Source organism: Streptomyces sp. NPDC000345, from assembly GCF_042898825.1.
GTDB lineage: Bacteria > Actinomycetota > Actinomycetes > Streptomycetales > Streptomycetaceae > Streptomyces.
In genome coordinates, this window is record NZ_JBIAZE010000001.1 from 916,927 (window position 1) to 936,851 (window position 19,925).

Sequence of the window (19,925 nt, forward strand, 5' to 3'; positions counted from 1 at the left end):
GCCGGTCTGGTCTCAGGCTCCCGGCGTGGCCCGGCGGGCGGGCCCAGGACCCCGGCGCGGGCCGTCGGACAGGTCCAGGCCCCGGCACGGCGGCCGGGGCCTCAAGCTCCAGGTGCGGGCCGCCGGCCAGGCCCCCCGCGCGGGTCGGCGGGCGGGCTCAGGACTCCGGCGGGGTCCAGCTGTGGCCCTCCATCAGGTTGCCCAGGCCTGCCCAGGCGAAGTTCATCAGGGTCGCCGCCGACTGGCGGGCCGTGACGCCGTCGGTGGCGTTGGCCCAGACGGCGAGGGACTCGGCGGCGCCGACGAGGGCCTCGGCGAGGCCGGCGACCTCGCGCTCGGGGAGGTCGGGGTCGAGGGGGGTCCCGCCGCTCGTACACGTTCGGGAGTGGGAGGGAGCCTCGCGGGCCGCGACGGCGATCAGATGGGTGACGAACGCGACGATCTCCTCGCGCATCGCGGCGGCCTCGGCGGCGAACGTCTCGCCGTGCGTGCGGGCCTGGAGGTGCACGACGGACCAGGCGTGCGGGTGGGCCGCGGTGTGCGCGAAGAACGCCAGCAGGCCGTCCCACAGCCTGCGGTCGGCCGGCAGGTCGGTACGGACGCCGGAACGCACCGCGTCCACCAGCGCTCTCGCCTCGCGCCGGATACACGCGGTGAAGAGGTCTTCCTTGGAGTTCAGGTACAGATACACCAACGGCTTGGACACGCCCGCCAGTTCGGCGATCTCGTCCATGGACGCGGCCATGTACCCCCGCTGCCCGAAGATCTCCACGGCGGCGTCCAGCATCTGCTGCTCACGGACCGCACGCGGCATCCGCTTGGTCTTCACGGCACCCATGGGGCAAGCCTAGTTGGACCGGGCGGAAGTGAACTCCGTCAGGATGCCTGGCTCTGGGCCCGGCCCTCGGCGGACCGTCCCTGCGCCTCGGCGGAGTCGACCACCTCGTCCTCCTGGGAGCGGTTGGCGTCCAGGTTGGCCTTCATCCGGTCCACCCGCCGTACGACGTTCGCCGAGGCGCGGTCGCGCTCCTTGCGCAGGACGACGAAGCTGATCGGCGCGGAGACCACCAGCGCGAGCAGGACGACCCACATGCCGTTGGAGTCGCCCAGGCCGCGCGGCAGCACACCCGAGTAGACCAGGCCCCAGACGACCACGAGGCAGCCGGCGAAGACGCCGAGGCGCATCAGTGTGTAGCGGAGCATGTCAATCCACTCTTCCGTTTCCAAAAGGGGCCGTCGTCCAGTGAAGCACGGCGGGCTCCCGATCCTGCAGCCGCCCCCGCGGCCCGCCTCACGTCAGCGGCAGCAGCAGGATGACGTCGTCGCGGTCGTCGCCCGGGGCGACGCGGATGGCGCCGGGGATCCGGCCGACCTCCTTGTAGCCGCAGGAGCCGTAGAAGCGTTCCAGACCGAGTCCGCCCCGGCAGGAGAGCCGGATCGCGTCGATGCCGGTGAAGCCGCGGGCCGCGTCGGCGGCCGCCGCCAGCAGCTCCCGGCCGTACCCCTGCCCCTGGTGCCGGGGGTGCACCATCACCGTGTAGAGCCAGGCCCAGTGCTGCTGCAGCCGGTGCGCGTTGAAGGAGAAGAAGGCGGTCGCGGCGACCTCCCCCGCCTCGTCGTGTCCGACGAGCAGCCGGTGACGGCCCTCGGCCATCGCCGCGAGGTGCCTGACCAACTCGGGCCTGATCTCGTCGCGTGTCACGGGCGCGACGAAGCCGACGGCTCCCCCGGCGTTGGAGACGTCCGTCCACAGGTCGAGGACGCCGTCCCGCAGGGCGGGGGTGACGGCGGGGTCGAGTGTGAAGGTAAGGGACATGCAGGGATCGTAGCCATTACAGGCGGGTGCGCGCCGCCGCTTTTCCCCCGGCCCCTACGCCAGGACCCGCGCCGCCACCTCCAGATCCGCGACCAGGCCCCGGTAGGCGGCCTCGCGGTCGTCGGCGCGCAGGACGGACGACGGGTGGACGGTCGGCACGAGCCGCTCGCGGCGCCCGTGGATCTCCTTCTCCAGGACGGTCCCGCGCACCTCGGTCACCCGGAACGACGACCCCAGCAGCGCCTTCCCGGCCGTGGCCCCCAGCACCACGATGAGCTCGGGCTCGACGACCGCCAGCTCGGCGGCGAGCCACGGCCCGCACGCCGCCGCCTCCCGCAGGGTGGGCGCCTTGTGGATCCGGCGCTTGCGCGGCTCGGCCCGCGTGAACTTGAAGTGCTTGACGGCGTTGGTGACGTACGCCTCGCCGGGGTCGATGCCAGCCTCCGCGAGCGCCCGGTCGAGCAGTTTCCCGGCGGGGCCCACGAACGGCTTGCCCTGCCGGTCCTCCTGGTCGCCGGGCTGCTCACCGACGAGCATCACACGGGCGTCCGCCGGCCCCGCGCCGAACACCGTCCGCGTGGCGTCCCGGTGCAGGGGACAGCCCCGGCAGCCGGCCGCCGCCCTGCGCAGGGCGGTCAGTCCGCCGTGATCGGGAACGAACGGTTCCGCGGTGTAGGCGTCCTCGGGCGCCCGGGTGGCCACCATGGAGCCCGGGTACCCCACGGAGGCGCGGACCCACGTCACACCACTCACCACGGGCCGAAACGGGCCGGCACGGGCAGCCATGCCCCTGCGGGCCGAAGTGAGCAGCGGTAGCGCAGCCCGCCGACGCGGGCCGCCATGCCACCGCGAACCAACACGGTCAGCGGCGCCACCGCCGGCCGACACGAGCATCCGCGCGACCCGCCCCCGGCCCCCTTGCGGCCCACTCACGGCCCGCGTCGCCCGGCCGACACAACCCGCCCCGGCCCGCCGCCACACCGGCGTCACGCACCGTCACAACCCGCCGGGGCCCCTCGTCACACCCGCATCGGCTGCGGCGACTCCCTGCGGGCCGGGTCCGGGCCGTCGTACTCCCGGATGATCTCGTACCGCGTGTTGCGCTCCACCGGGCGGAAGCCGGCGTCGCGGATGAGGTCGAGAAGGTCCTCGCGGGTCAGCTTGTTGGGGGTGCCGTAGTTGTCGGCGTCGTGAGTGATCTTGTACTCGACGACCGAGCCGTCCATGTCGTCGGCGCCGTGCTGGAGGGCGAGCTGGGCGGTCTGGACGCCGTGCATGACCCAGAAGACCTTGACGTGCGGGACGTTGTCGAAGAGCAGGCGGGAGACCGCGAAGGTCTTCAGGGCCTCCGCGCCGGTGGCCATCTGGGTCCGGGCCTGCAGACGGTTGCGGACCTTGCCGTCCTTCATGTCCACGAAGTCGTGCTGGTAGCGCAGCGGGATGAAGACCTGGAAGCCGCCCGTCTCGTCCTGCAGCTCACGCAGCCGCAGGACGTGGTCGACGCGGTGGCGGGGCTCCTCGATGTGGCCGTAGAGCATGGTGCAGGGCGTCTTGAGCCCCTTCTCGTGCGCCAGCCGGTGGATGCGGGACCAGTCCTCCCAGTGGGTGCGGTGGTCCACGATGTGCTGCCGGACCTCCCAGTCGAAGATCTCGGCGCCGCCGCCGGTCAGCGACTCCAGACCGGCGTCGATGAGCTCGTCCAGGATCTCCGAGGCCGACAGACCCGAGATCGTCTCGAAGTGGTGGATCTCCGTCGCCGTGAAGGCCTTCAGGGACACGTTCGGGAGTGCCGCCTTCAGCTCGCGCAGCGACCGCGGGTAGTAGCGCCACGGCAGGTTCGGGTGCAGGCCGTTGACGATGTGCAGCTCGGTGAGGTTCTCGCTCTCCATCGCCTTGGCGAGCTTGACGGCCTCCTCGATGCGCATGGTGTACGCGTCCTTCTCCCCCGGCTTGCGCTGGAAGGAGCAGTACGCGCAGGAGGCCGTGCACACGTTGGTCATGTTGAGGTGCCGGTTGACGTTGAAGTGGACGACGTCACCGTTCTTCCGCGTCCGCACCTCGTGTGCCAGGCCGCCCAGCCACGCCAGGTCGTCCGACTCGTACAGCGCGATGCCGTCCTCGCGGGTCAGCCGCTCTCCGGCCCTGACCTTCTGCTCCAGCTCGCGCTTGAGCCCGACGTCCATGGGGGTCACACCTTTCTCCGACGACTTCGCCCCACCGTACCCCCCGCCCTCCGGCCGGGCGGCACCCCCATACAGCCCCAAAACGGGCCTAGACCTCCTCGGGAAGCTCCCCCACCCGGTTCTCCCACTTGGTGGAGAGCACGATGGTGGTACGGGTCCGGGAGACGCCCTTGGTCCCGCTGAGCCGCCGGATGATCCTCTCCAGGCCGTCCACGTCGTTCGCCCGCACCTTGAGCATGAACGAGTCGTCGCCGGCGATGAACCAGCAGTCCTCGATCTCGCTGAAGTCCTTCATCCGGTCCGCCACGTCCTCGTGGTCGGCGGCGTCGGAGAGGGAGATGCCGATGAGGGCGGTGACGCCGAGGCCGAGTGAGGCGGCGTTCACCGTGGCGCGGTAGCCGGTGATGACTCCGGCCGCCTCCAGCCGGTTGATGCGGTCGGTGACGCTGGGTCCCGACAGGCCGACGAGGCGTCCCAGCTCCGCGTAGGAGGCCCGGCCGTTCTCCCTCAGGGCCTGGATGAGCTGCCTGTCCACCGCGTCCATGCGAATCGAAGCCTTCCGATCAAAGTTCCCGAAGAGATGAGAGGTACTGCGACGTGCTCAGATGACGCTCACGTGGCCCTGGTTCCGTTCGCGCCGCCCAGTTCGCCCTCCCACCGGCGGTAGAGCCCGTGCGCGACCCCCGCCGCGTCGAGCACCCGTCCGGCGACGAAGTCGACCAGGTCCTGGATGTGGGTGGCGCCCGCGTAGAAGGCGGGCGAGGCGGGCACGACGCTCGCGCCGGCGTCGTCGAGCGCGACGAGATGCCGGAGCGTCTGTCCGTTCAGCGGGGTCTCGCGCACGGCGACGACCAGCCGCCGCCGCTCCTTGAGCGTCACGCTCGCGGCCCGCTGGAGCAGGTCCTTCGACAGACCGAGGGCGACACCGGCGACGCAGGCGGTGGAGGCCGGGACGATCAGCATCCCCTTCACGGGGTACGACCCGGAGGACGGGCCCGCGGCCAGGTCCCCGGCGCCCCAGTACCGCACCCGGTCGCCGCTGACGTCCGCGTCGAAGGCGTCCGGCTTCCCGTCGGCTCCGCGCGCGAGCCATTCACGCAGGTCGTCCCGCCAGTGCGCGTCCCGGAAGGAGATCCCGGTCTCGTCGAGCAGGGTGAGCCGTGAGGCCCGGCTGACCACCAGGTCGACGCTCTCGCCCCCGGCGAGCAGCGCCCGCAGCACAGCGGCGGCATACGGCGTACCGGACGCCCCGGACACCCCCACGATCCAAGGCACGCGCTGCGTTTCTCCTGCGTTCACACCTTGAGCGTACCGGTGAGCGGGGAGGTCTTCAGGACCGGCCGGGAGCCTTCGGATCGACGGGGAGGTGAGCGGTCGGGATCGCGAGCTTGCCGAGCGGGGAGTCGACGGTCAGCTCGGGACCGTAGGCGATCGTGTCGCGGCCGAGGTAGCCGTCGGAGCCGGGGTTCCACATCGTCACGACGTGCCCCTGGAGCGGGTCGAAGATCAGGTAGTTGGCGATTCCCCGGGAGGCGTACCAGCGGGGCTTGACCTCGTAGTCACGGCGGACGCTGCCCTGGGAGACGACTTCGACAACCAGCTCGATGAGATCGGGCGGATAGGCGCCCTTGTTCTTGGCAGCCTCAGGGGCAGGGATGACCGCCAGGTCGGGGCAGAACTCGTTGTCGTCGTCGAAGGGAAAGGCCACATCGCTGACGAAGTCCCACTCGGGACCCAGCAGGGCCTCGAGGTCGTTCCACACCAAGCGGATGGTCTTGGCGTGGTGGGGCTTGACCGGACTCATCATGATGTTGCCCTCGACAATCTCCATGCGATAGCCGGGGAACATGTCCTCGAACCGGCTGAGCTGCGAGTGCAGGCGGTCAAGGTCCGAGACGGTCACGGTGGCCTCCCTGGGGTCCTGCCCTCGATGGTAGGCCGCACGCTATTCAGACGGTGAGACCTCGAACCAGGAGGTCGAGCAGAGCACACCCGAACAGGGCAATCCCGATGAAGCCGTTGACGGAGAAGAACGCCCTGTTCAGGCGGGACAGGTCGTGGGGGCGCACGATCGAGTGCTCGTAGACGAAGGCGCCCGCGACGATCAGCAGGCCCAGCCAGAAGAACGCGCCCGCGCCGGTCAGCAGGGCGTACCAGACGAAGAGGGCCGTGGTGACGGCGTGGCAGACGCGGGCGGCCCGGACCGCCGCCGGGATGCCGAAGCGGGCCGGGACCGACATGACGCCGGTCTCGCGGTCGGTCTCGACGTCCTGGCAGGCGTAGATGAGGTCGAAGCCGCCGATCCAGATGCCGACGGCGAGACCGAGGACGACCGCGTCCCAGGACCACTCCCCGGTGATCGCCAGCCAGCCGCCGATCGGGCCCATCGCCTGGGCCAGGCCCAGGATGGCCTGGGGGAAGTTCGTGAAGCGTTTGCCGTAGGGGTAGACGACCATGGGGACGACCGCCACCGGCGCCAGCGCCAGGCACAGGGGGTTGAGCATCGCCGCCGAGCCGAGGAAGACCGCGACCGCGATCAGCGCGCCCGTCCAGGCGTGCCGGACGGACACCGCGCCCGTGACCAGCTCGCGCTGGGCCGTGCGCGGGTTGCGGGCGTCGATCTCCCGGTCGATGATCCGGTTGACCGCCATCGCGAAGGTGCGCAGGCCCACCATGCAGACGGTGACCAGGAGCAGCCGGCCCCAGTGGATGTTCTTGTCCAGCTGGAACATCGCCGTGAGGGAGGCGATGTAGGCGAAGGGCAGCGCGAAGACCGAGTGCTCGATCATCACCAGGCGGAGGAAGGCCCTGGTGCGTCCCGGCTGCGGAAGCGCTGCGGAAGCGGAGCTCACAGCCCGTACTCCTTCCACCGGCGGTCGACCTTCGCCGCCGTCTCCGGGTCCGGCAGCACCATGTCCGGCCAGCCGCCGTCGCGGGTGTAGCCCTCCTCGGGCCACTTCTTCGTCGCGTCGATGCCCGCCTTGCCGCCCCAGAACTGCTGGTAGGAAGCGTGGTCGAGGTGGTCGACGGGGCCTTCGACGACCGTGAGGTCACGGGCGTAGTCCGTGTTGCCGAGGGCCCGCCAGGCGACCTCGTGCAGGTCGTGGACGTCGCAGTCGGAGTCGACGACCACGATCAGCTTGGTCAGGGACATCATGTGGGCGCCCCAGACGGCGTGCATGACCTTCTGCGCGTGCTTGGGGTACTTCTTGTCGATCGAGACGATCGCGCAGTTGTGGAAGCCGCCCGCCTCGGGGAGGTGGTAGTCCACGATGTCCGGGACGATGATCTTCAGCAGCGGGAGGAAGAAGCGTTCCGTCGCGCGGCCCAGCGGTCCGTCCTCCGTCGGGGGGCGGCCCACCACGATCGACTGGAGCAGGGGGCGACGGCGCATCGTCACGCAGTCGATCGTCAGGGCGGGGAAGGGCTCCTGCGGGGTGTAGAAGCCGGTGTGGTCGCCGAAGGGGCCCTCCGGCAGCATCTCGCCGGGTTCCAGCCAGCCCTCCAGGACCACCTCCGCCTGCGCCGGGACCTGGAGCGGGACGGTCTTGCAGTCGACCATCTCGATCCGCCTGCCCGCGAGGAACCCGGCGAACAGGTACTCGTCGATGTCGCCGGGGAGCGGCGCGGTGGAGGCGTAGGTGACGGCGGGCGGGCAGCCGAAGGCGATCGCCACCGGGAGGCGCTCACCGCGCCGGGCCGCCACCTGGTAGTGGTTGCGGCTGTCCTTGTGGATCTGCCAGTGCATGCCGATCGTGCGCTTGTCGTGGCGCTGGAGGCGGTACAGCCCGAGGTTGCGGATCCCGCTCTCCGGGTCCTTGGTGTGCGTCAGACCGAGGTTGAAGAAGGAGCCGCCGTCCTGCGGCCAGGTGAAGAGGGCGGGCAGCTGCTCCAGGTCCACCTCGTCGCCGTGCAGGACGACTTCCTGCACCGGCGCGTCCTTCACCTTCTTCGGCGGTACGTGCGTCATCGCGCCGAGTTTCCCGAACGCCTCGCGCACGCCCACGAACCCGTGCGGCAGTTCGGGCCGCAGCAGTCCGCCGATCTTCTCGCTGATCTCGCCGTACGACTTCAGGCCGAGCGCCTTGAGGAGCCGTCGGTCGGTGCCGAACACGTTCATCGCGAGGGGCATGCTCGACCCCTTCACGTTCTCGAAGAGCAGCGCGGGACCACCGGACTTCTGGACCCGGTCGACGATCTCCCCGACCTCCAGATACGGATCGACCTCCGCCTTGACGCGCTTGAGGTCGCCTTCACGCTCCAGTGCCCTGAGCAGGGAACGAAGATCGTCGTAAGCCATGTGTCCCAGTATCGGCCACCGGCTACCCTGACCCCGTCACCGGGGCGGCCCCACGCCCTGTCGCCGTCTTCTGGGAGAACCCGCCACCATGCTCAGGTATCTGCCGTTCCTGCTGGTCCTGGCGCTGTGGATCTATGCGTTCATCGACTGCCTGAACACCCCCGAGGAAGAGGTGCGGGGACTGCCGAAGGTGGTGTGGGTGCTCATCATCCTGCTCTTCGGCGAGGTGCTGGTCGGTCCGGTGGCCTGGCTGGTGGCGGGCAAGGTACGGCGCGCCCCGGCGGGCGGGGCCGCGGCCGGCGCCCCGGGCCGCACGTGGGTCGCGCCCGACGACAACCCGGAGTTCCTCAAGTCCCTCAAGGACGAGCAGGGCGGGAAGGGCGGCGAGGGCGAGAAGGCGAAGGACGACGAGCGGCTCCTGAAGGACTGGGAGGCCGACCTGCGCCGCCGCGAGGAGGAGCTCAAGCGCCGTGAGTCCGGCGAGGACCCCAGGGAGGGCTGAGCCCGGGGAAGGCCGGTTCGGGGAGGGTCCGGAGCCCTACAGGTTGTACGCCGCCGAGGCTCCCGAAGCGGACAATGCGCCTCTGGGCCGCAAGGGGTGGGAACCGGACACTCACCTCGCATGACGACTGATCGCGGCCCCGCAGGACGCCACCCCGACGGCCGCCTTCACCGGCCATCTCCCCGGCCGGCTCGGCGACCTGGTGCTGATGTACACGTTGAGGGCGTTCGCCGAGACCGCGCCGAGGCACCGCGGACAAGTTCCGCACGGTGCTCTACCCGGCGGTCGGCCTCTTCGTCTCGGTCGCCCTCGTCGCCGTCGTCGGCGCGGCCTCGGCGGCGACCGGAGCAGGCGCTCCGTCAGGACGACCCCCAGCCACGGGGCCACCCAGTACGCGATGACGAGCAGGAACGCCTCGTAGGCCGCCCCGGCGTCCGGGCCGCACGGCCTCGGACGAGGAACTCTCCGCCCGCCTGTCCGACCGTTCCTTCACCAACCGGCCGGGCGTCGCGGCCCTGTTGACCGGCGTCGCCGTCTCCGTCCCCCTCTTCTCCCACCAGGAGAAGTACGTCGGCTACGTGCCCGCCCACTGGCCGTCGTTCGGCGACATCACCCCCCTGGTGGGGTTCGTGGTGGCCGCGGGGGTGTACGCGGCGCTGCGGGGGCGGGTCCGCCCGGTCAGTCCCTGAGGACCAGGTCCAGCAGGCCCGGGAAGCGGGTGTCGAACTCCTGGCGGCGCAGGCGGTTGACGCGGCGGGGGCCCTCGTCGCGTTGTTCGACGAGGCCCGCGGCGCGCAGGACGGCGAAGTGGTGGCTGAGGGCGGCCTTGCCGACGGGGACGTCGAAGCTGCCGCAGGAACGGGTCCACTCGGGCGAGCCGGCCAGTTCGCGGACGAGGGTGATCCGTACCGGGTCGGCGAGCGCGGCGAGCGCGGTGGGCACCGGGACGTCGTCGGGGTGGGTGTGCTCGGGGGCGACCCGATGACCGGTGTTCGCCACGCGGTCCTCCTCGGGGGTGCGGCTTGCCGACTGTTCGATGAAAACCATACACTCGCGAGTGTTCGCTTTTCATTGAACAGTTGTCGAGCCAAGGGTGAGGTGTGCCATGCGCGCGGTCGAGATCCGGGAGTACGGCGGTCCGGAGGTCCTGCGCCCCTCGGAGGTGCCGGTCCCCGAACCGGGCCCCGGGCAGGTCGGCATCGACGTGGCCTACGCCGGGGTGAACTTCGCCGACCTCCTCGCCCGCGGCTCCGGTTACCGCGTGCCGGCCCTGCCCTTCCGGCCCGGCCTGGAGGTCTCCGGACGGGTCCGGGCGGTCGGCGCCGGCGTGGACGGTCTGTCCGTCGGCCAGGAGGTGGCCGCGTTCACCGGCGCGGGGGGCTACGCGGAGGTCGCGGTGGCGGAGGCGGCGACGGTCTTCCCGCTGCCGGAGGGCGTCGGCCTGCGCACGGCGGCGGCCCTCCCCACGGTGCTGCCGACGGCGTACGGCCTCCTGCACGCGGTGGGCCGGCTCCAGCCGGGCGAGACCGTCCTGGTGCAGAGCGCGGCCGGCGGAGTCGGCACGGTGGTGGGGCAGCTGGCCAGGGCCGCGGGCGCGGGCGCGGTGTACGGCGTGGTGTCGTCGGCGGCCAAGGCCGAGTACGCCCGCGGGTACGGCTACGACGACGTGTTCGTCGGCGACTTCGAGAAGGCGGTGCGGGCGGCGACCGGCGAGCGCGGGGTGGACCTGGCCCTGGACCCGGTCGGCGGCGAGACCCTCAAGGGCTCCCTGGCCTCCCTCGCGGTCTTCGGCCGTCTGGTCTCCTTCGGCAACGCGAGCGGGGCCGAGCCGTGGGGCGTGGGGCAGCCGGACCTGGCTCCGCACGGTCTCTCGGTCGGCGCCTTCTCCATCCTCACCCTGTCGCGGACCGCCCCGGACCGGCTGCGGGCGCTGGCGGAGCGGGCCTTCGCGAAGGCCGGCGACGGAACGGTGTCCGTCCCCGTCACCGCAGAGTTCCCCCTGGAGGACGCGGCGGAGGCCCACCGCCTGATGGGCGCCCGCACCAGCACGGGGAAGCTGCTGCTCAAGGTGTAGCGGCCGGCCTTCAGGGCCGGGCGGGTGTCCCTCAGGGCCGGGCGGGCGTCCTGGGGACCGCCTGGTCGCCGTGGGGTCCGAACAGGTGCAGGATCTCCACCGCTTCGGCGCCGGCGGGACCGAACCAGTGCGGTTCGGCGGTGTCGAACTCGGCCACCTCGCCCGGCCGGAGCGTGACCTCCCGCTCCCCGAGGACGAGGCGGAGTTCACCGGCGAGCACGTAGAGCCATTCGTAGCCGGCGTGGGTCACCAGCCGCGGTTCGCGGTGCGCGAGCACCTGCTTGAAGACCTGGACCCGGCCCGGGTACTGCGTCAGCGGCACCAGGACGCTCCCGCGCTCCCGGCTCCGCGGCCGGAGATGGACCCGCGGATCACCGGTGGCCGGAGCCGCCACCAGCTGGTCCAGCGCGACCCGGTGGGCCCGGGCGAGCGGGATCAGGAGGTCGAGCGTGGGGCGCCGCAGACCCGACTCGAGACGCGACAGCGTGCTCACCGAGATCCCGGTGTCCGCCGCGAGGGCTTCGAGCGTGAGACCGCGGTCGCGCCGCAGGGCGCGCAGCCGTGGCCCGATGCTGTCGAGGAGTTCCGCGAGTTCGGCGTCCATACGGCCATTTTGCGGTCTTCGCAATTCTCCTGGGCCCGGACTCTCCCCCGGCCCGAGCCTGGGCGGCAGCGATCCCGTACCGAAGGGGGCCTCCCGTGCTCACGACATCCCCGGCCGCTCCGCCCTCCCCGCTGAGCGCGCGCCGCCGCTGGACGGTGCTGGCCGTCTGCGCGCTCAGCATGTTCCTGGTGGGGGTGGACACCACCATCGTCAATGTGGGCCTGCCCGAGATCGGCCGGGGTCTCGGGGTGGGTACCCGCGGTCTGGAATGGGTCGTCGACGCCTACACCGTGGTCCTGGCCAGTCTCCTCATCGTCTCCGGCGCTCTCGCGGACCGCTTCGGCCGCCGCCGGGTCTTCCGGTGCGGGCTGCTCGTCTTCGGCCTGGCGTCCCTCGCGTGCGCCCTCGCCCCGTCGCTCGGCGTACTCGTCGCCGCCCGGGCCGTCCAGGGGATCGGGGCCTCGATGCTGAGTCCGGTGGCCCTGGCCATCGTGGTGAACGCGATGCCCGACCCGAGGGAGCGGGCCCGGGCGATCGGCGTGTGGGCGTCGGTCTTCGGGCTCAGCATGGCGGCGGGCCCGGTCACCGGCGGGTCCCTCATCGCCGCGTTCGGCTGGCGCTCGGTCTTCTGGATCAACGCGCCGGTGGTCGCCGCCGCCCTCGTTCTGGTCGCCGTGGTCGTGCCGGAGTCCCGCGCGGCGCGCCCCCGGCGCCTCGATCTGCCGGGCCAGGCGCTCCTCACCCTCCTTCTGTGCCTGGCCGTGGGCGTTCTCATCGAAGGACCCCGCGTCGGCTGGGCCTCGCCCGCGGCCCTCACCGTCTACGCCCTGATCGCGGCGGCGACGGCCGGGTTCGTCCTGGCCGAACGGCACGGCGAACAGCCCCTGATGGACCTCGGCCTCTTCCGCCGGCCCCCGTTCGCGACGGCGGTGCTCGGCGCCATGGCGGTGTTCGTCGCGCTGAACGTGGCCCTGTTGCTCAACACCCTCTACTTCCAGCACACCCGCGGCTGGACACCGCTCGCGACCGGCCTCACGACCCTGCCCATGGCGTTCGGGGCCACGCTGTGCGCGCCCTGGTCCGGCGCCCTGGTGGGACGCCACGGGCCACGGCTCCCGCTGATCCTCGCGGGCGGGTTCACCGCGGCCGGCGGTCTGTGCCTGGTGGACCTGGGCCCGGACACGGCCGTGCCGCTGATCCTCCTCGCCCATCTGCTGATCGGCGTCGGCTTCGGCTTCGCCAACGCCCCCCTCACCAACACGGCGGTCAGCGGTCTGCCGCCGTCCCGGGCCGGCGTGGCGGGGGCGGTCACCTCCACCGCTCGCCAGGTCGGCGCGGCGGTCGGCATCGCCACCGCCGGGGGCCTGGTCGCGGGCGCCGGCCCGGCCGGCCTCGCCGTCGCCTCCCGTCCGGGATGGCTGCTGGTGACGGCCTGCGGACTGTTCCTCCTCGTCGCCGCCCGCGCCGCACGGCCCGGAACGGCCGCCACCCCCTAGGCCGGCCGCGCCCGGTGCTGAACGCCTCGCCGGCACCGGACCGCATCTGGCGGTCCCTGAGCCCCTGAAACGCTAGGCGGAGCGCCGCACCCCGTCGACGAAGGCGGCCCAGGCCTCACGGGTGAGGAGGAGGACGGGGCCATCGGGGGTCTTGCTGTCACGGACGGGGACGGCGGAGGTGAATTCGGGGGCCACTTCGAGGCAGTTGCCGCCGTTCTCGCCGCTGAAGCTGCTCTTGATCCAGGTCGCCGCGCCGAGTTCGTGCTTGTCCATGCCGCCCGTACCCTTCCATCGCGTCGCCGATCAGAACGGCGGACTCGCGGGCTGACAGAGCGTCCGCCCTCAGCACATCATAGGCGCGGCTGTGGCCCGCGAAAGCGGCCGGATCGTCGTTGAAATGACCACGATCCACCGACTCCGAGTACACCCATCGGCGCCCGTCGGGCAGCTCGATCAGCGACATCGAGACGTTGGGGCGCAGGAGTTCCGGGAAGTGCGCCGGAGCCACCTGGATCCGGATGTTCGGACGCCGGGCGACGCTCAGCAGGTAGGCACACTGGTCCCGCATGACTTCAGGGCCTCCCACCACGTGACGCAGACAGCTCTCGTCCAGGACGACGACGTACAACGGACCGTCATCGGCCAGGAATCGTTGCTGTCGGCTCAGCCTGGCTCGCACGCGCTCGTCGACCTCGTTGCCGCTGGTGACACGCGAGAACAGAGCATGCGCGTACTCCGGCGTCTGCAACATGCCCGGCATCACGCGCTCCTGGTACTCCCGCAGGGAGACGGCCTCCGCGTCCATCTCCGCCCGCTGCTTGAACCAGTCCGGATGCTCCACCTGGCCGTACCAGTCCACCCGCCCCCACAACCGCCCCAACGCCCCGCCCGTGCGCAGCACCTCGTCGCACTTCTTCGCGAACGGCTCCTGCGGTACCCGGGTCCCCATCTCCACCCGCGCCACCAGCGACCGGTCGCAGGGAATCGCCTGGGCCAGCGCCTCCTGCGTCAGCAGCGCCCCCTCGCGGAAGTGCCGCAACAGCTCACCGAACAGCACGGCGTTGGTGGTCACCGGTCCGCCCCCCTCCGTGACAAGCGCCCTTGGCACACGTCGAGCATTGATACGCAGAGTGCCCGTACGTCACGCTCGACACACCCAGAGTCACCAAGTCGGTACGGAGAGGGAACGGACGGGGCATGACCGAACACACCGAGAACCAGTTCGAAACGGGAACGGTCGTCTACGACCCCGGCTCGGACAAGGTGGGCGAGTACCAGGGCAAGGCCGGCCCGTACGCCCTGCTGCGCCCCCTCGGCGGCGGCCGGGAGTGGGAGGCGTGCCCGGAGCTGATCCGCCCGGCCACCCCCGGTGAACGCCTCAGCGCGGGCGTCCGCGCCGCCAACTCCCGCTCGTGCCCGTGGCCGCAGGAGCCCCCCTCGCCGGTCCGCGACTGCGCCGCCTGCACCGACCTGGCCGGTCTGCGCGACGCGGCCCGCGCCCGCCGCGACGCCAGCGCGGAGACCGACGCGAACGTGCTGCTCCGCCGCCACCAGCGCCGGTACCACGCGGCCTTCCTGGGCCTGAAGGAGTACACGGTCGTCCCGGACGCCTCGGCCGAGGCGGAGTACGAGACGTCGTGCACGGACTGCCGGGCCGGCTCCGGCGCCCGGCGTGCCCTCGCGGAGGTGGAGGAGTGGCAGCGCGCCCACACCCGGGAGACGGGCCACCCCCGCTACCGCCGTACCGTCGCGGACTACGCGGTCTTCACCCCACGGTGATCGAGTCCAGCTTCTCGCGCAGGTAGACGTGCGAGTCGACCGGCTCGTACGCCACCCGGCCGACCGGCGCGGGCACGGACTCCACGAGCGTCCCCGGGGTGCACTCGCCGAAGTAGACGAGCGACATCAGCTCCTCGGCGGGCTCGTCGGCCGGCGGCGGGAGCACCCGGTGCCGGCCGGACCGCCACCGGTCTCCCGTCCAACGGGCCATCAGATCGCCGATGTTGATGGTGAAGGCGTCGGGGTCGAAGGGCGCGTCCTCCCAGCCGCCCTCGTCCGTCCAGACCTGGAGCCCGCCCTTGCCGGCCTGCCGGTCGAGGATCGTGACCGTCCCGAAGTCGGTGTGCGGGCCGATCCGGAACTGGCCCGGTTCCGGCTGCCCCACGACCTCCGTGCCCGGATACCAGTTGATGTTGAAGCCGTAGGTCGGGTGGTCCATGTGCCGGGAGAAGAAGTCCCGTTCGAGACCGAGGGCCTCTCCCAGCAGCGACAGGAGCTGCTTCTCCAGCCCGGCCATCCTCTCCAGGTACTCCTCGCAGAGTCCCCGCAGCTCCGGCACCTCCGCGGGCCAGACGTTGGGCGCGTACCACTCCGCGTCGGTCACCGGGTCGTCGAAGGGCTCGTGGGTGGCGAAGGTGAGCGACTCCTTGAGGTCGGGCGGGGTCTCGGTGCCCTCCGCGTAGCCGTTGGCCTCCGCGCCGGGGCCGAGCCAGCCGCGGCCGCCGACCCTGGCGCCGTAGGGCTGCTTGACCTCGTCGGGGAGGACGAAGAAGGCGCGGGCGGCCTGCCGGATCGCGGACCGGAGGGCGGGATCGACGCCGTGCCCGGTGACCAGCAGGAATCCGGCGGTCTGGAGGGCCTCGTCGACGGTACGGGCGACGGCCGCGCGGGCGGCGGCGTCGCCGGTCAGCCAGGGGCGCAGGTCGATCGTGGGAATGCGTCGATCACTCACCGATGTCCTCGTTCCACAGTGCCGGACGGTTCCTGATGAAGTCGCGCATCATCCCGGCGCACTCGGGGTCGTCGAGCAGCACGATCTCCACGCCGTGCTCGGCGAGCCAGTCGTGCCCGCCGTGGAAGGTGGCCGCCTCGCCGACGATCACCCGGGAGATGCCGAACTGGCGGACCAGGCCGGAGCAGTACCAGCACGGGGAGAGGGTCGTCACCATCGTCGTGCCGCGGTACGAGCGCTGCCGGCCCGCCGCGCGGAAGGCGGCCGTCTCCGCGTGCATGGAGGGGTCGTCGTCCTGGACGCGCCGGTTGTGGCCGCGGCCGAGCAGGGTGCCGTCCGGGCCGTACAGCGCGGCGCCGATCGGGATGCCGCCCTCGGCGAGACCGCTGCGCGCCTCGGCCACGGCGGTGGCGAGCCACGCATGGGCCGTTGCCTGATCCATAAGGTCCATGACTTCACTCTGCTGTGCCGGAAACACCAGGGCAACGTGCGGAAAGTACTCTCCGGGCAGCCCGCAGCCGGACGTTCTGTCAGCGGAACCATCCGTGGAACCGTCAGCGCCCTGGAGGTCCCCGTGCCCGCACTCACCCTCCGCGAAGTCCTGGCCCTCGACCCGGTCCGGGCCGGTGAGCCCGAGCTGCTCGCCGGGGCCGGCGGCCTCGACCGCCCGGTGCGCTGGGTCCACTCCAGCGAGGTGTACGAGGGCGCCAACTTCCTCGACGGCGGGGAGCTGCTGCTGACCAACGGTTTCGGGCTCACGGACGCCGGCGACGAGGTGCGGCGCCGGTATGTGCGGGAGCTGTCCGCGCGGGGTGCGGCCGGGCTCGCGGTGGAGGTGGGGCGGTCCCTGCCGCGTATGCCGGACGAGGTGATCGACGAGGCCCGCAGGCTCGGGCTGCCGCTGCTGGCCCTGCACCGGGTCGTGCCCTTCGTACGGATCACCGAGGCCGCCAACCGGGCGATCGTGGCCCGGGGGCTGTCGGGGCGTTCCGTGGCCCGGCCCCGGGGTGAGGACCACACGGCGGCCCTGCTGGCGGACCTCGCCGACCGGGCCGCCCTGAACCAGCCGGAGGTGGAGGCGCGGGCGGCTCTCGCGGGGTTCCAGCCGGGGCCGGGGGCGCGGCTGATCGGCGTCTCCGTGCACGGCGCGCGCGAGACGGGCGCGGTCGACCGGGCCGTACGCCTGCTGGGAGGCGGGGGCGTGCTGCGGGCCGCGTTCCCCGGGGACGTGCTCGCCCTGCTCGCGCTGCCCGGCGGTCGCTCCGGGGACCCCGTGCGCGCCGTCCAGGAGGTGTTCCGTACGGCGGCCGAGCCGGGGCTCACCGTCGCCGTGGGCCACGCGGTCGCGGCCGGCGGCGGCTGGCTGCGCTGGAGCGAGACCCTGCGCGCGGCCCGTACGACCCTGGAACTGGCGCTGACCGTCCCGCCCGCCGAGCCGGCCGCGCCCGACGGCCCGCTGGTGACCTCCTCCCGCGCCTTCGCCCTGGAGCGGGAGCTGACCCGGGGCGGGGTGGACGCCAACCGGGAGCGGCTCGCCCGGATGGTCCAGCACGCCCTGGGCCCCCTTCTGGAGTGGGAGGCCGCGCACCCGAGCGACCTGGTCCGCACCCTGGAGGTCCACCTCCGCAACGGCTGCTCCCCCACCCGCACGGCCGCCCTCCTCCACATCGGCCGGCAGTCCCTCTACCAGCGGCTGGAGCGCATCGAGTCCCTCCTCGGCCTGGAGATCGGCGACCCGGACCTGCTGGGCGAACTGCTGGCGGCGGCCTGTGCGCACCGGGTGGTGCGCGGGACGGGGGCGGCGGAGGCCGGCATGCCGCAACAGCCCCGCCGTTTCGGCGTCTTGAGCGCTCTGTAACCTGGCCCGATCATCGTGGGCTCGTGGGAGGAACGGTCATGGTTGCTGCTCCGGTGCTGGAGGAGCTGCGGGAGGTCTGCCAGCCGCGGGCCAAGCTGGCGAGCCGCAACGGCGAACACTGGGCGGGGCGGCTGTACATGCGCCGCGTCTCGCTGCGCTTCACCCGCCAGCTGGTGCGCACCCCGGTCACGCCGGACCAGCTCACCTGGACGATGGTGGTGTGCGGAGTGCTGTCCGGGGCCGCCCTGCTGATACCGGGGCTCGCCGGTGCCGTCCTCGCCGCCCTCTTCATGCAGCTGTTCCTGCTGTTCGACTGCGTGGACGGCGAGGTCGCCCGCTGGAAGGGGCAGAACAGCGCGACCGGCATCTACGTCGACCGGCTCGGCGCCTACCTCGCGGACGCGGCGCTGATGATCGGCTTCGGCTTCCGGGCCGCCGAGTCCGGGCTCGGGGGGTGGCACGGTTTCAACGGCTGGGTGTCCCTCGGCCTCGCGACCGCTCTCGGGGTCGTCCTGCTGAAGGCCTCCACCGACCTGGTGGACGTGGCCCGGGCCCGGCGCGGGCTGGCCGTCGCCGACGACGAGGCCGCCGCGCCGCGCTCGCAGGGCGTGGCCTCGGTGCGCCGGCTCGCCGCCGCCTTCAAGATCCACCGGGTGACCAACGGCATCGAGGCCTCCCTGGTCCTCCTGGCCGTCGCGTTCGCCGACGCGGCGACCGGGGGCATCGAGCCGACCCGCTGGGCACTGGCCGCCATCGCCGTGATCACCTGGCTGATGGTCCCGGCCCACCTGCTGTCGATCCTGTCGTCGTCCCGGCTGCGGTGACGGCCCGCGGGCGCGCCGGTCACGCGCCCAGCAGCGCCAGGATCCGGTTCACCGCCTCGACGACCGGCTGCCCCACGGCGCCGATCGTGGCCGCGATGCCGGCGACGGCCAGCAGGGCGCGGTGACGTTCCTGCACGGGCGTCGTGGCGTCCGCGGTGAGGGCGGGCAGGGAGTCGTCGAGGGCCTGGGCGCTGGCCGCCGGGATCTGCGGGCGCAACTCCCTGAGCAGCGCCACCAGTTCCTGGACCGCCGCCGCCAGCTCGGGCGAGGCGGCGGCGGGGGCGGCGCCCTGGTTCTTGATCATGCCGACGTTGCCGCTGCCGCCGTGCATGTTCACGTTGTCGCCGTAGTAGTTGTTGGTGCTCACGCGCTCGCCATCCCCACGTTGCCGCTGCCGCCGTACATGTTGACGTTGTCGCCGAAGTAGTAGTTCTTCGGGCTGATGGTGATGCTCTCCACCCGCACCTGGAACTCCGTCTCGGGGTTCTCGATCGCGTGCGCGATCCGGGCGACGAGCTGGTTCAGGTGGTGCGGGTCGCGGCTGGTGACCACGGCCTGGGAGGGACCGGAGGTCTCGACGGCCAGCACGTGGTGCGACTGTGCGCCGAGGACCTGGAGCATCTCGATCAGGGCGTAGACCACCACACCGGCCGAGCCCAGCCACACGAACGTCATCAGACCGCTGCCGGTGTCCCGGTCCGCGACCATGGTGATACCGCTGAGCACGGTGAGGGTGAGGGCCACAGCCCCGGTGATCAGGAGGATCCTCAGGAAGCGCAGCACGGCCTCCTTGCGTCGCGGATGGATCGTGAGCGTGTACACCCGCGCGACGTTCTGCAGCGGGTAGCAGGCCCCGCCGACCCACAGCAGCCGCTTGCTGACCCGCAGTTCGAGTCCCGGTAAGTGCGTCGGCGGCCCGGGGGGCGGGGGCGGGACGTCGAAGTGCCCCGGCGGTTCCGGTGTTGTCATCAAGTCCCCCATGAGTTGAGTGAGTTGTGGGTGATTCCCGTCACTCTTCGAGCACCATTAACTACGGCACACGCCTCTGGGGCAAGTCGATACCGCGGGGGTGCGGCGGCTCAGCGCGGGGGACTCTCCAGCAGTTCGACCAGGCGTTCGAATCGAGCCCGCCAGTCGGGCTCGGTCCCGCCGCCGGTCCGCTCCCGCTCCTCCTGGAACTCGTGCGTGAAGCGCAGCGCCGCCCCGTCCTGGCCGTCCCGCTCCAGATGGAAACGGATCCGGCCGCCCTCCACCGTGTACTCGGCGACCCGGTCCACGTCCCACGCGGTGACCTGCCCCGCCCCCAGCCCGCGCAGCGCCACCGTCCCGCCGAGCCGCGGTTCGAGCACGTCGACGGCCGTCCACCACTCCCCCAGCCCCTCCGGGGTGGCCAGCGCCGGCCAGACCGCCTCCATCGACACCGGAAGCCGCACCAGAAAGTGCAGAATGCGCGTCCTGCCATGGGTCTGGCTGGTGCCCTGCTCGACAGAACCCCTCATGACACCAGCCTGACCCCGGCCCCCGGAATCCGCACCCC

General features: G+C 72.1%; 26 protein-coding genes. 7 read left to right on the forward strand and 19 right to left on the reverse strand.

Annotated features, from left to right (window positions below):
* Positions 1-157: 157 nt before the first annotated feature.
* The 10 genes from ACFY30_RS04235 to ACFY30_RS04280 all read right to left on the reverse strand — a co-directional run bounded on the left by ACFY30_RS04235 (position 158) and on the right by ACFY30_RS04280 (position 8,299).
* Positions 158-838, reverse strand: a complete 681-nt coding sequence (locus tag ACFY30_RS04235) for a TetR/AcrR family transcriptional regulator (protein WP_390843588.1) — start codon at positions 836-838, stop codon at positions 158-160.
* A gap of 38 nt (positions 839-876) precedes the next feature.
* The gene (locus ACFY30_RS04240; RefSeq protein ID WP_390843589.1) at positions 877-1,203 is read right to left on the reverse strand and encodes a DUF4229 domain-containing protein; all 327 of its coding nucleotides are present in this window, start codon (positions 1,201-1,203) and stop codon (positions 877-879) included.
* Between the two features lie 88 nt (positions 1,204-1,291).
* Positions 1,292-1,816 (reverse strand): GNAT family N-acetyltransferase, encoded by a 525-nt coding sequence (locus ACFY30_RS04245; protein ID WP_390843590.1) that lies wholly within the window; start codon positions 1,814-1,816, stop codon positions 1,292-1,294.
* Positions 1,817-1,870: 54 nt separating this feature from the next.
* Complete coding sequence (locus ACFY30_RS04250) at positions 1,871-2,521, reverse strand: UdgX family uracil-DNA binding protein (RefSeq protein ID WP_390843591.1); 651 nt, start codon at positions 2,519-2,521, stop codon at positions 1,871-1,873.
* A gap of 314 nt (positions 2,522-2,835) precedes the next feature.
* Complete coding sequence (gene mqnE / locus ACFY30_RS04255; RefSeq protein WP_390843592.1) at positions 2,836-3,999, reverse strand: aminofutalosine synthase MqnE; 1,164 nt, start codon at positions 3,997-3,999, stop codon at positions 2,836-2,838.
* Positions 4,000-4,087: 88 nt separating this feature from the next.
* Positions 4,088-4,543 carry an Lrp/AsnC family transcriptional regulator gene (locus ACFY30_RS04260; protein WP_390843593.1) on the reverse strand — a complete coding sequence of 152 codons (456 nt, stop codon included), beginning with the start codon at positions 4,541-4,543 and terminating at the stop codon, positions 4,088-4,090.
* Positions 4,544-4,611: 68 nt separating this feature from the next.
* On the reverse strand, positions 4,612-5,274 hold the full coding sequence (locus ACFY30_RS04265; RefSeq protein WP_390658484.1) for a UbiX family flavin prenyltransferase: 663 nt from the start codon (positions 5,272-5,274) through the stop codon (positions 4,612-4,614).
* Between the two features lie 55 nt (positions 5,275-5,329).
* Positions 5,330-5,902 (reverse strand): Uma2 family endonuclease, encoded by a 573-nt coding sequence (locus ACFY30_RS04270; RefSeq protein ID WP_390657999.1) that lies wholly within the window; start codon positions 5,900-5,902, stop codon positions 5,330-5,332.
* A gap of 46 nt (positions 5,903-5,948) precedes the next feature.
* Positions 5,949-6,851 carry a menaquinone biosynthesis prenyltransferase MqnP gene (gene mqnP / locus ACFY30_RS04275; RefSeq protein WP_390843594.1) on the reverse strand — a complete coding sequence of 301 codons (903 nt, stop codon included), beginning with the start codon at positions 6,849-6,851 and terminating at the stop codon, positions 5,949-5,951.
* Complete coding sequence (locus tag ACFY30_RS04280) at positions 6,848-8,299, reverse strand: menaquinone biosynthesis decarboxylase (RefSeq protein ID WP_390843595.1); 1,452 nt, start codon at positions 8,297-8,299, stop codon at positions 6,848-6,850. Before ACFY30_RS04280 ends, mqnP begins: the two co-directional genes overlap by 4 nt.
* An 88-nt stretch (positions 8,300-8,387) precedes the next feature.
* Here ACFY30_RS04280 and ACFY30_RS04285 point away from each other — a divergent pair, with 88 nt between their 5' ends.
* Both ACFY30_RS04285 and ACFY30_RS04290 read left to right on the forward strand, forming a co-directional pair.
* Positions 8,388-8,801, forward strand: coding sequence for a PLD nuclease N-terminal domain-containing protein (locus ACFY30_RS04285; RefSeq protein WP_390843596.1), 414 nt, complete (start codon positions 8,388-8,390; stop codon positions 8,799-8,801).
* Between the two features lie 518 nt (positions 8,802-9,319).
* Positions 9,320-9,490 (forward strand): hypothetical protein, encoded by a 171-nt coding sequence (locus tag ACFY30_RS04290; RefSeq protein ID WP_390843597.1) that lies wholly within the window; start codon positions 9,320-9,322, stop codon positions 9,488-9,490.
* Here the strand turns inward: ACFY30_RS04290 and ACFY30_RS04295 are convergent.
* Positions 9,480-9,848, reverse strand: a complete 369-nt coding sequence (locus ACFY30_RS04295; protein WP_390843598.1) for an ArsR/SmtB family transcription factor — start codon at positions 9,846-9,848, stop codon at positions 9,480-9,482. The two genes, ACFY30_RS04290 and ACFY30_RS04295, sit on opposite strands and share 11 nt — an antisense overlap.
* A 58-nt stretch (positions 9,849-9,906) precedes the next feature.
* On the opposite strand from ACFY30_RS04295, the gene ACFY30_RS04300 reads away from it, so the two are divergent.
* Positions 9,907-10,875 carry a zinc-binding alcohol dehydrogenase family protein gene (locus tag ACFY30_RS04300; protein WP_390843599.1) on the forward strand — a complete coding sequence of 323 codons (969 nt, stop codon included), beginning with the start codon at positions 9,907-9,909 and terminating at the stop codon, positions 10,873-10,875.
* 31 nt (positions 10,876-10,906) lie between these two features.
* On the opposite strand, the gene ACFY30_RS04305 is transcribed toward ACFY30_RS04300, so the two are convergent.
* Positions 10,907-11,479, reverse strand: coding sequence for a helix-turn-helix domain-containing protein (locus tag ACFY30_RS04305; protein WP_390843600.1), 573 nt, complete (start codon positions 11,477-11,479; stop codon positions 10,907-10,909).
* A 95-nt stretch (positions 11,480-11,574) separates the two neighbouring features.
* Here ACFY30_RS04305 and ACFY30_RS04310 point away from each other — a divergent pair, with 95 nt between their 5' ends.
* Positions 11,575-12,975, forward strand: coding sequence for an MFS transporter (locus tag ACFY30_RS04310; RefSeq protein WP_390843601.1), 1,401 nt, complete (start codon positions 11,575-11,577; stop codon positions 12,973-12,975).
* 72 nt (positions 12,976-13,047) lie between these two features.
* Here ACFY30_RS04310 and ACFY30_RS04315 read toward each other — a convergent pair whose 3' ends face one another.
* Together ACFY30_RS04315 and ACFY30_RS04320 are read right to left on the reverse strand one after the other, a co-directional pair.
* Positions 13,048-13,170 carry a DUF397 domain-containing protein gene (locus ACFY30_RS04315; protein ID WP_390843602.1) on the reverse strand — a complete coding sequence of 41 codons (123 nt, stop codon included), beginning with the start codon at positions 13,168-13,170 and terminating at the stop codon, positions 13,048-13,050.
* Positions 13,133-14,047: a Scr1 family TA system antitoxin-like transcriptional regulator gene (locus ACFY30_RS04320; RefSeq protein WP_390843603.1), complete on the reverse strand. Its 915-nt coding sequence runs from the start codon at positions 14,045-14,047 to the stop codon at positions 13,133-13,135. Before ACFY30_RS04320 ends, ACFY30_RS04315 begins: the two co-directional genes overlap by 38 nt.
* A gap of 125 nt (positions 14,048-14,172) precedes the next feature.
* Here ACFY30_RS04320 and ACFY30_RS04325 point away from each other — a divergent pair, with 125 nt between their 5' ends.
* On the forward strand, positions 14,173-14,754 hold the full coding sequence (locus tag ACFY30_RS04325) for a hypothetical protein (RefSeq protein ID WP_390843604.1): 582 nt from the start codon (positions 14,173-14,175) through the stop codon (positions 14,752-14,754).
* On the opposite strand, the gene ACFY30_RS04330 is transcribed toward ACFY30_RS04325, so the two are convergent.
* A complete protein-coding gene (locus tag ACFY30_RS04330; protein ID WP_390843605.1) occupies positions 14,741-15,706 on the reverse strand; it encodes an isopenicillin N synthase family dioxygenase in 966 nt (321 codons plus the stop codon). The two genes, ACFY30_RS04325 and ACFY30_RS04330, sit on opposite strands and share 14 nt — an antisense overlap.
* A complete protein-coding gene (locus ACFY30_RS04335) occupies positions 15,699-16,157 on the reverse strand; it encodes a nucleoside deaminase (protein WP_390843606.1) in 459 nt (152 codons plus the stop codon). The genes ACFY30_RS04330 and ACFY30_RS04335 overlap by 8 nt, the downstream gene beginning before the upstream one ends.
* Positions 16,158-16,280: 123 nt before the next feature.
* Between ACFY30_RS04335 and ACFY30_RS04340 the strand changes: the two genes are divergently transcribed.
* The gene (locus tag ACFY30_RS04340) at positions 16,281-17,564 is read left to right on the forward strand and encodes a PucR family transcriptional regulator (protein WP_390843607.1); all 1,284 of its coding nucleotides are present in this window, start codon (positions 16,281-16,283) and stop codon (positions 17,562-17,564) included.
* 38 nt (positions 17,565-17,602) lie between these two features.
* Entirely contained in the window at positions 17,603-18,388 is a 786-nt protein-coding gene (locus ACFY30_RS04345) for a CDP-alcohol phosphatidyltransferase family protein (RefSeq protein WP_390843608.1), read from the forward strand.
* Between the two features lie 19 nt (positions 18,389-18,407).
* Here ACFY30_RS04345 and ACFY30_RS04350 read toward each other — a convergent pair whose 3' ends face one another.
* From ACFY30_RS04350 to ACFY30_RS04360, 3 genes are all read right to left on the reverse strand, one after another.
* Positions 18,408-18,755 (reverse strand): hypothetical protein, encoded by a 348-nt coding sequence (locus ACFY30_RS04350; protein WP_390843609.1) that lies wholly within the window; start codon positions 18,753-18,755, stop codon positions 18,408-18,410.
* A complete protein-coding gene (locus ACFY30_RS04355) occupies positions 18,752-19,357 on the reverse strand; it encodes a DUF6232 family protein (RefSeq protein ID WP_390843610.1) in 606 nt (201 codons plus the stop codon). The genes ACFY30_RS04350 and ACFY30_RS04355 overlap by 4 nt, the downstream gene beginning before the upstream one ends.
* Positions 19,358-19,467: 110 nt before the next feature.
* The gene (locus ACFY30_RS04360) at positions 19,468-19,887 is read right to left on the reverse strand and encodes an SRPBCC domain-containing protein (protein ID WP_390843611.1); all 420 of its coding nucleotides are present in this window, start codon (positions 19,885-19,887) and stop codon (positions 19,468-19,470) included.
* Positions 19,888-19,925 lie beyond the last annotated feature (38 nt).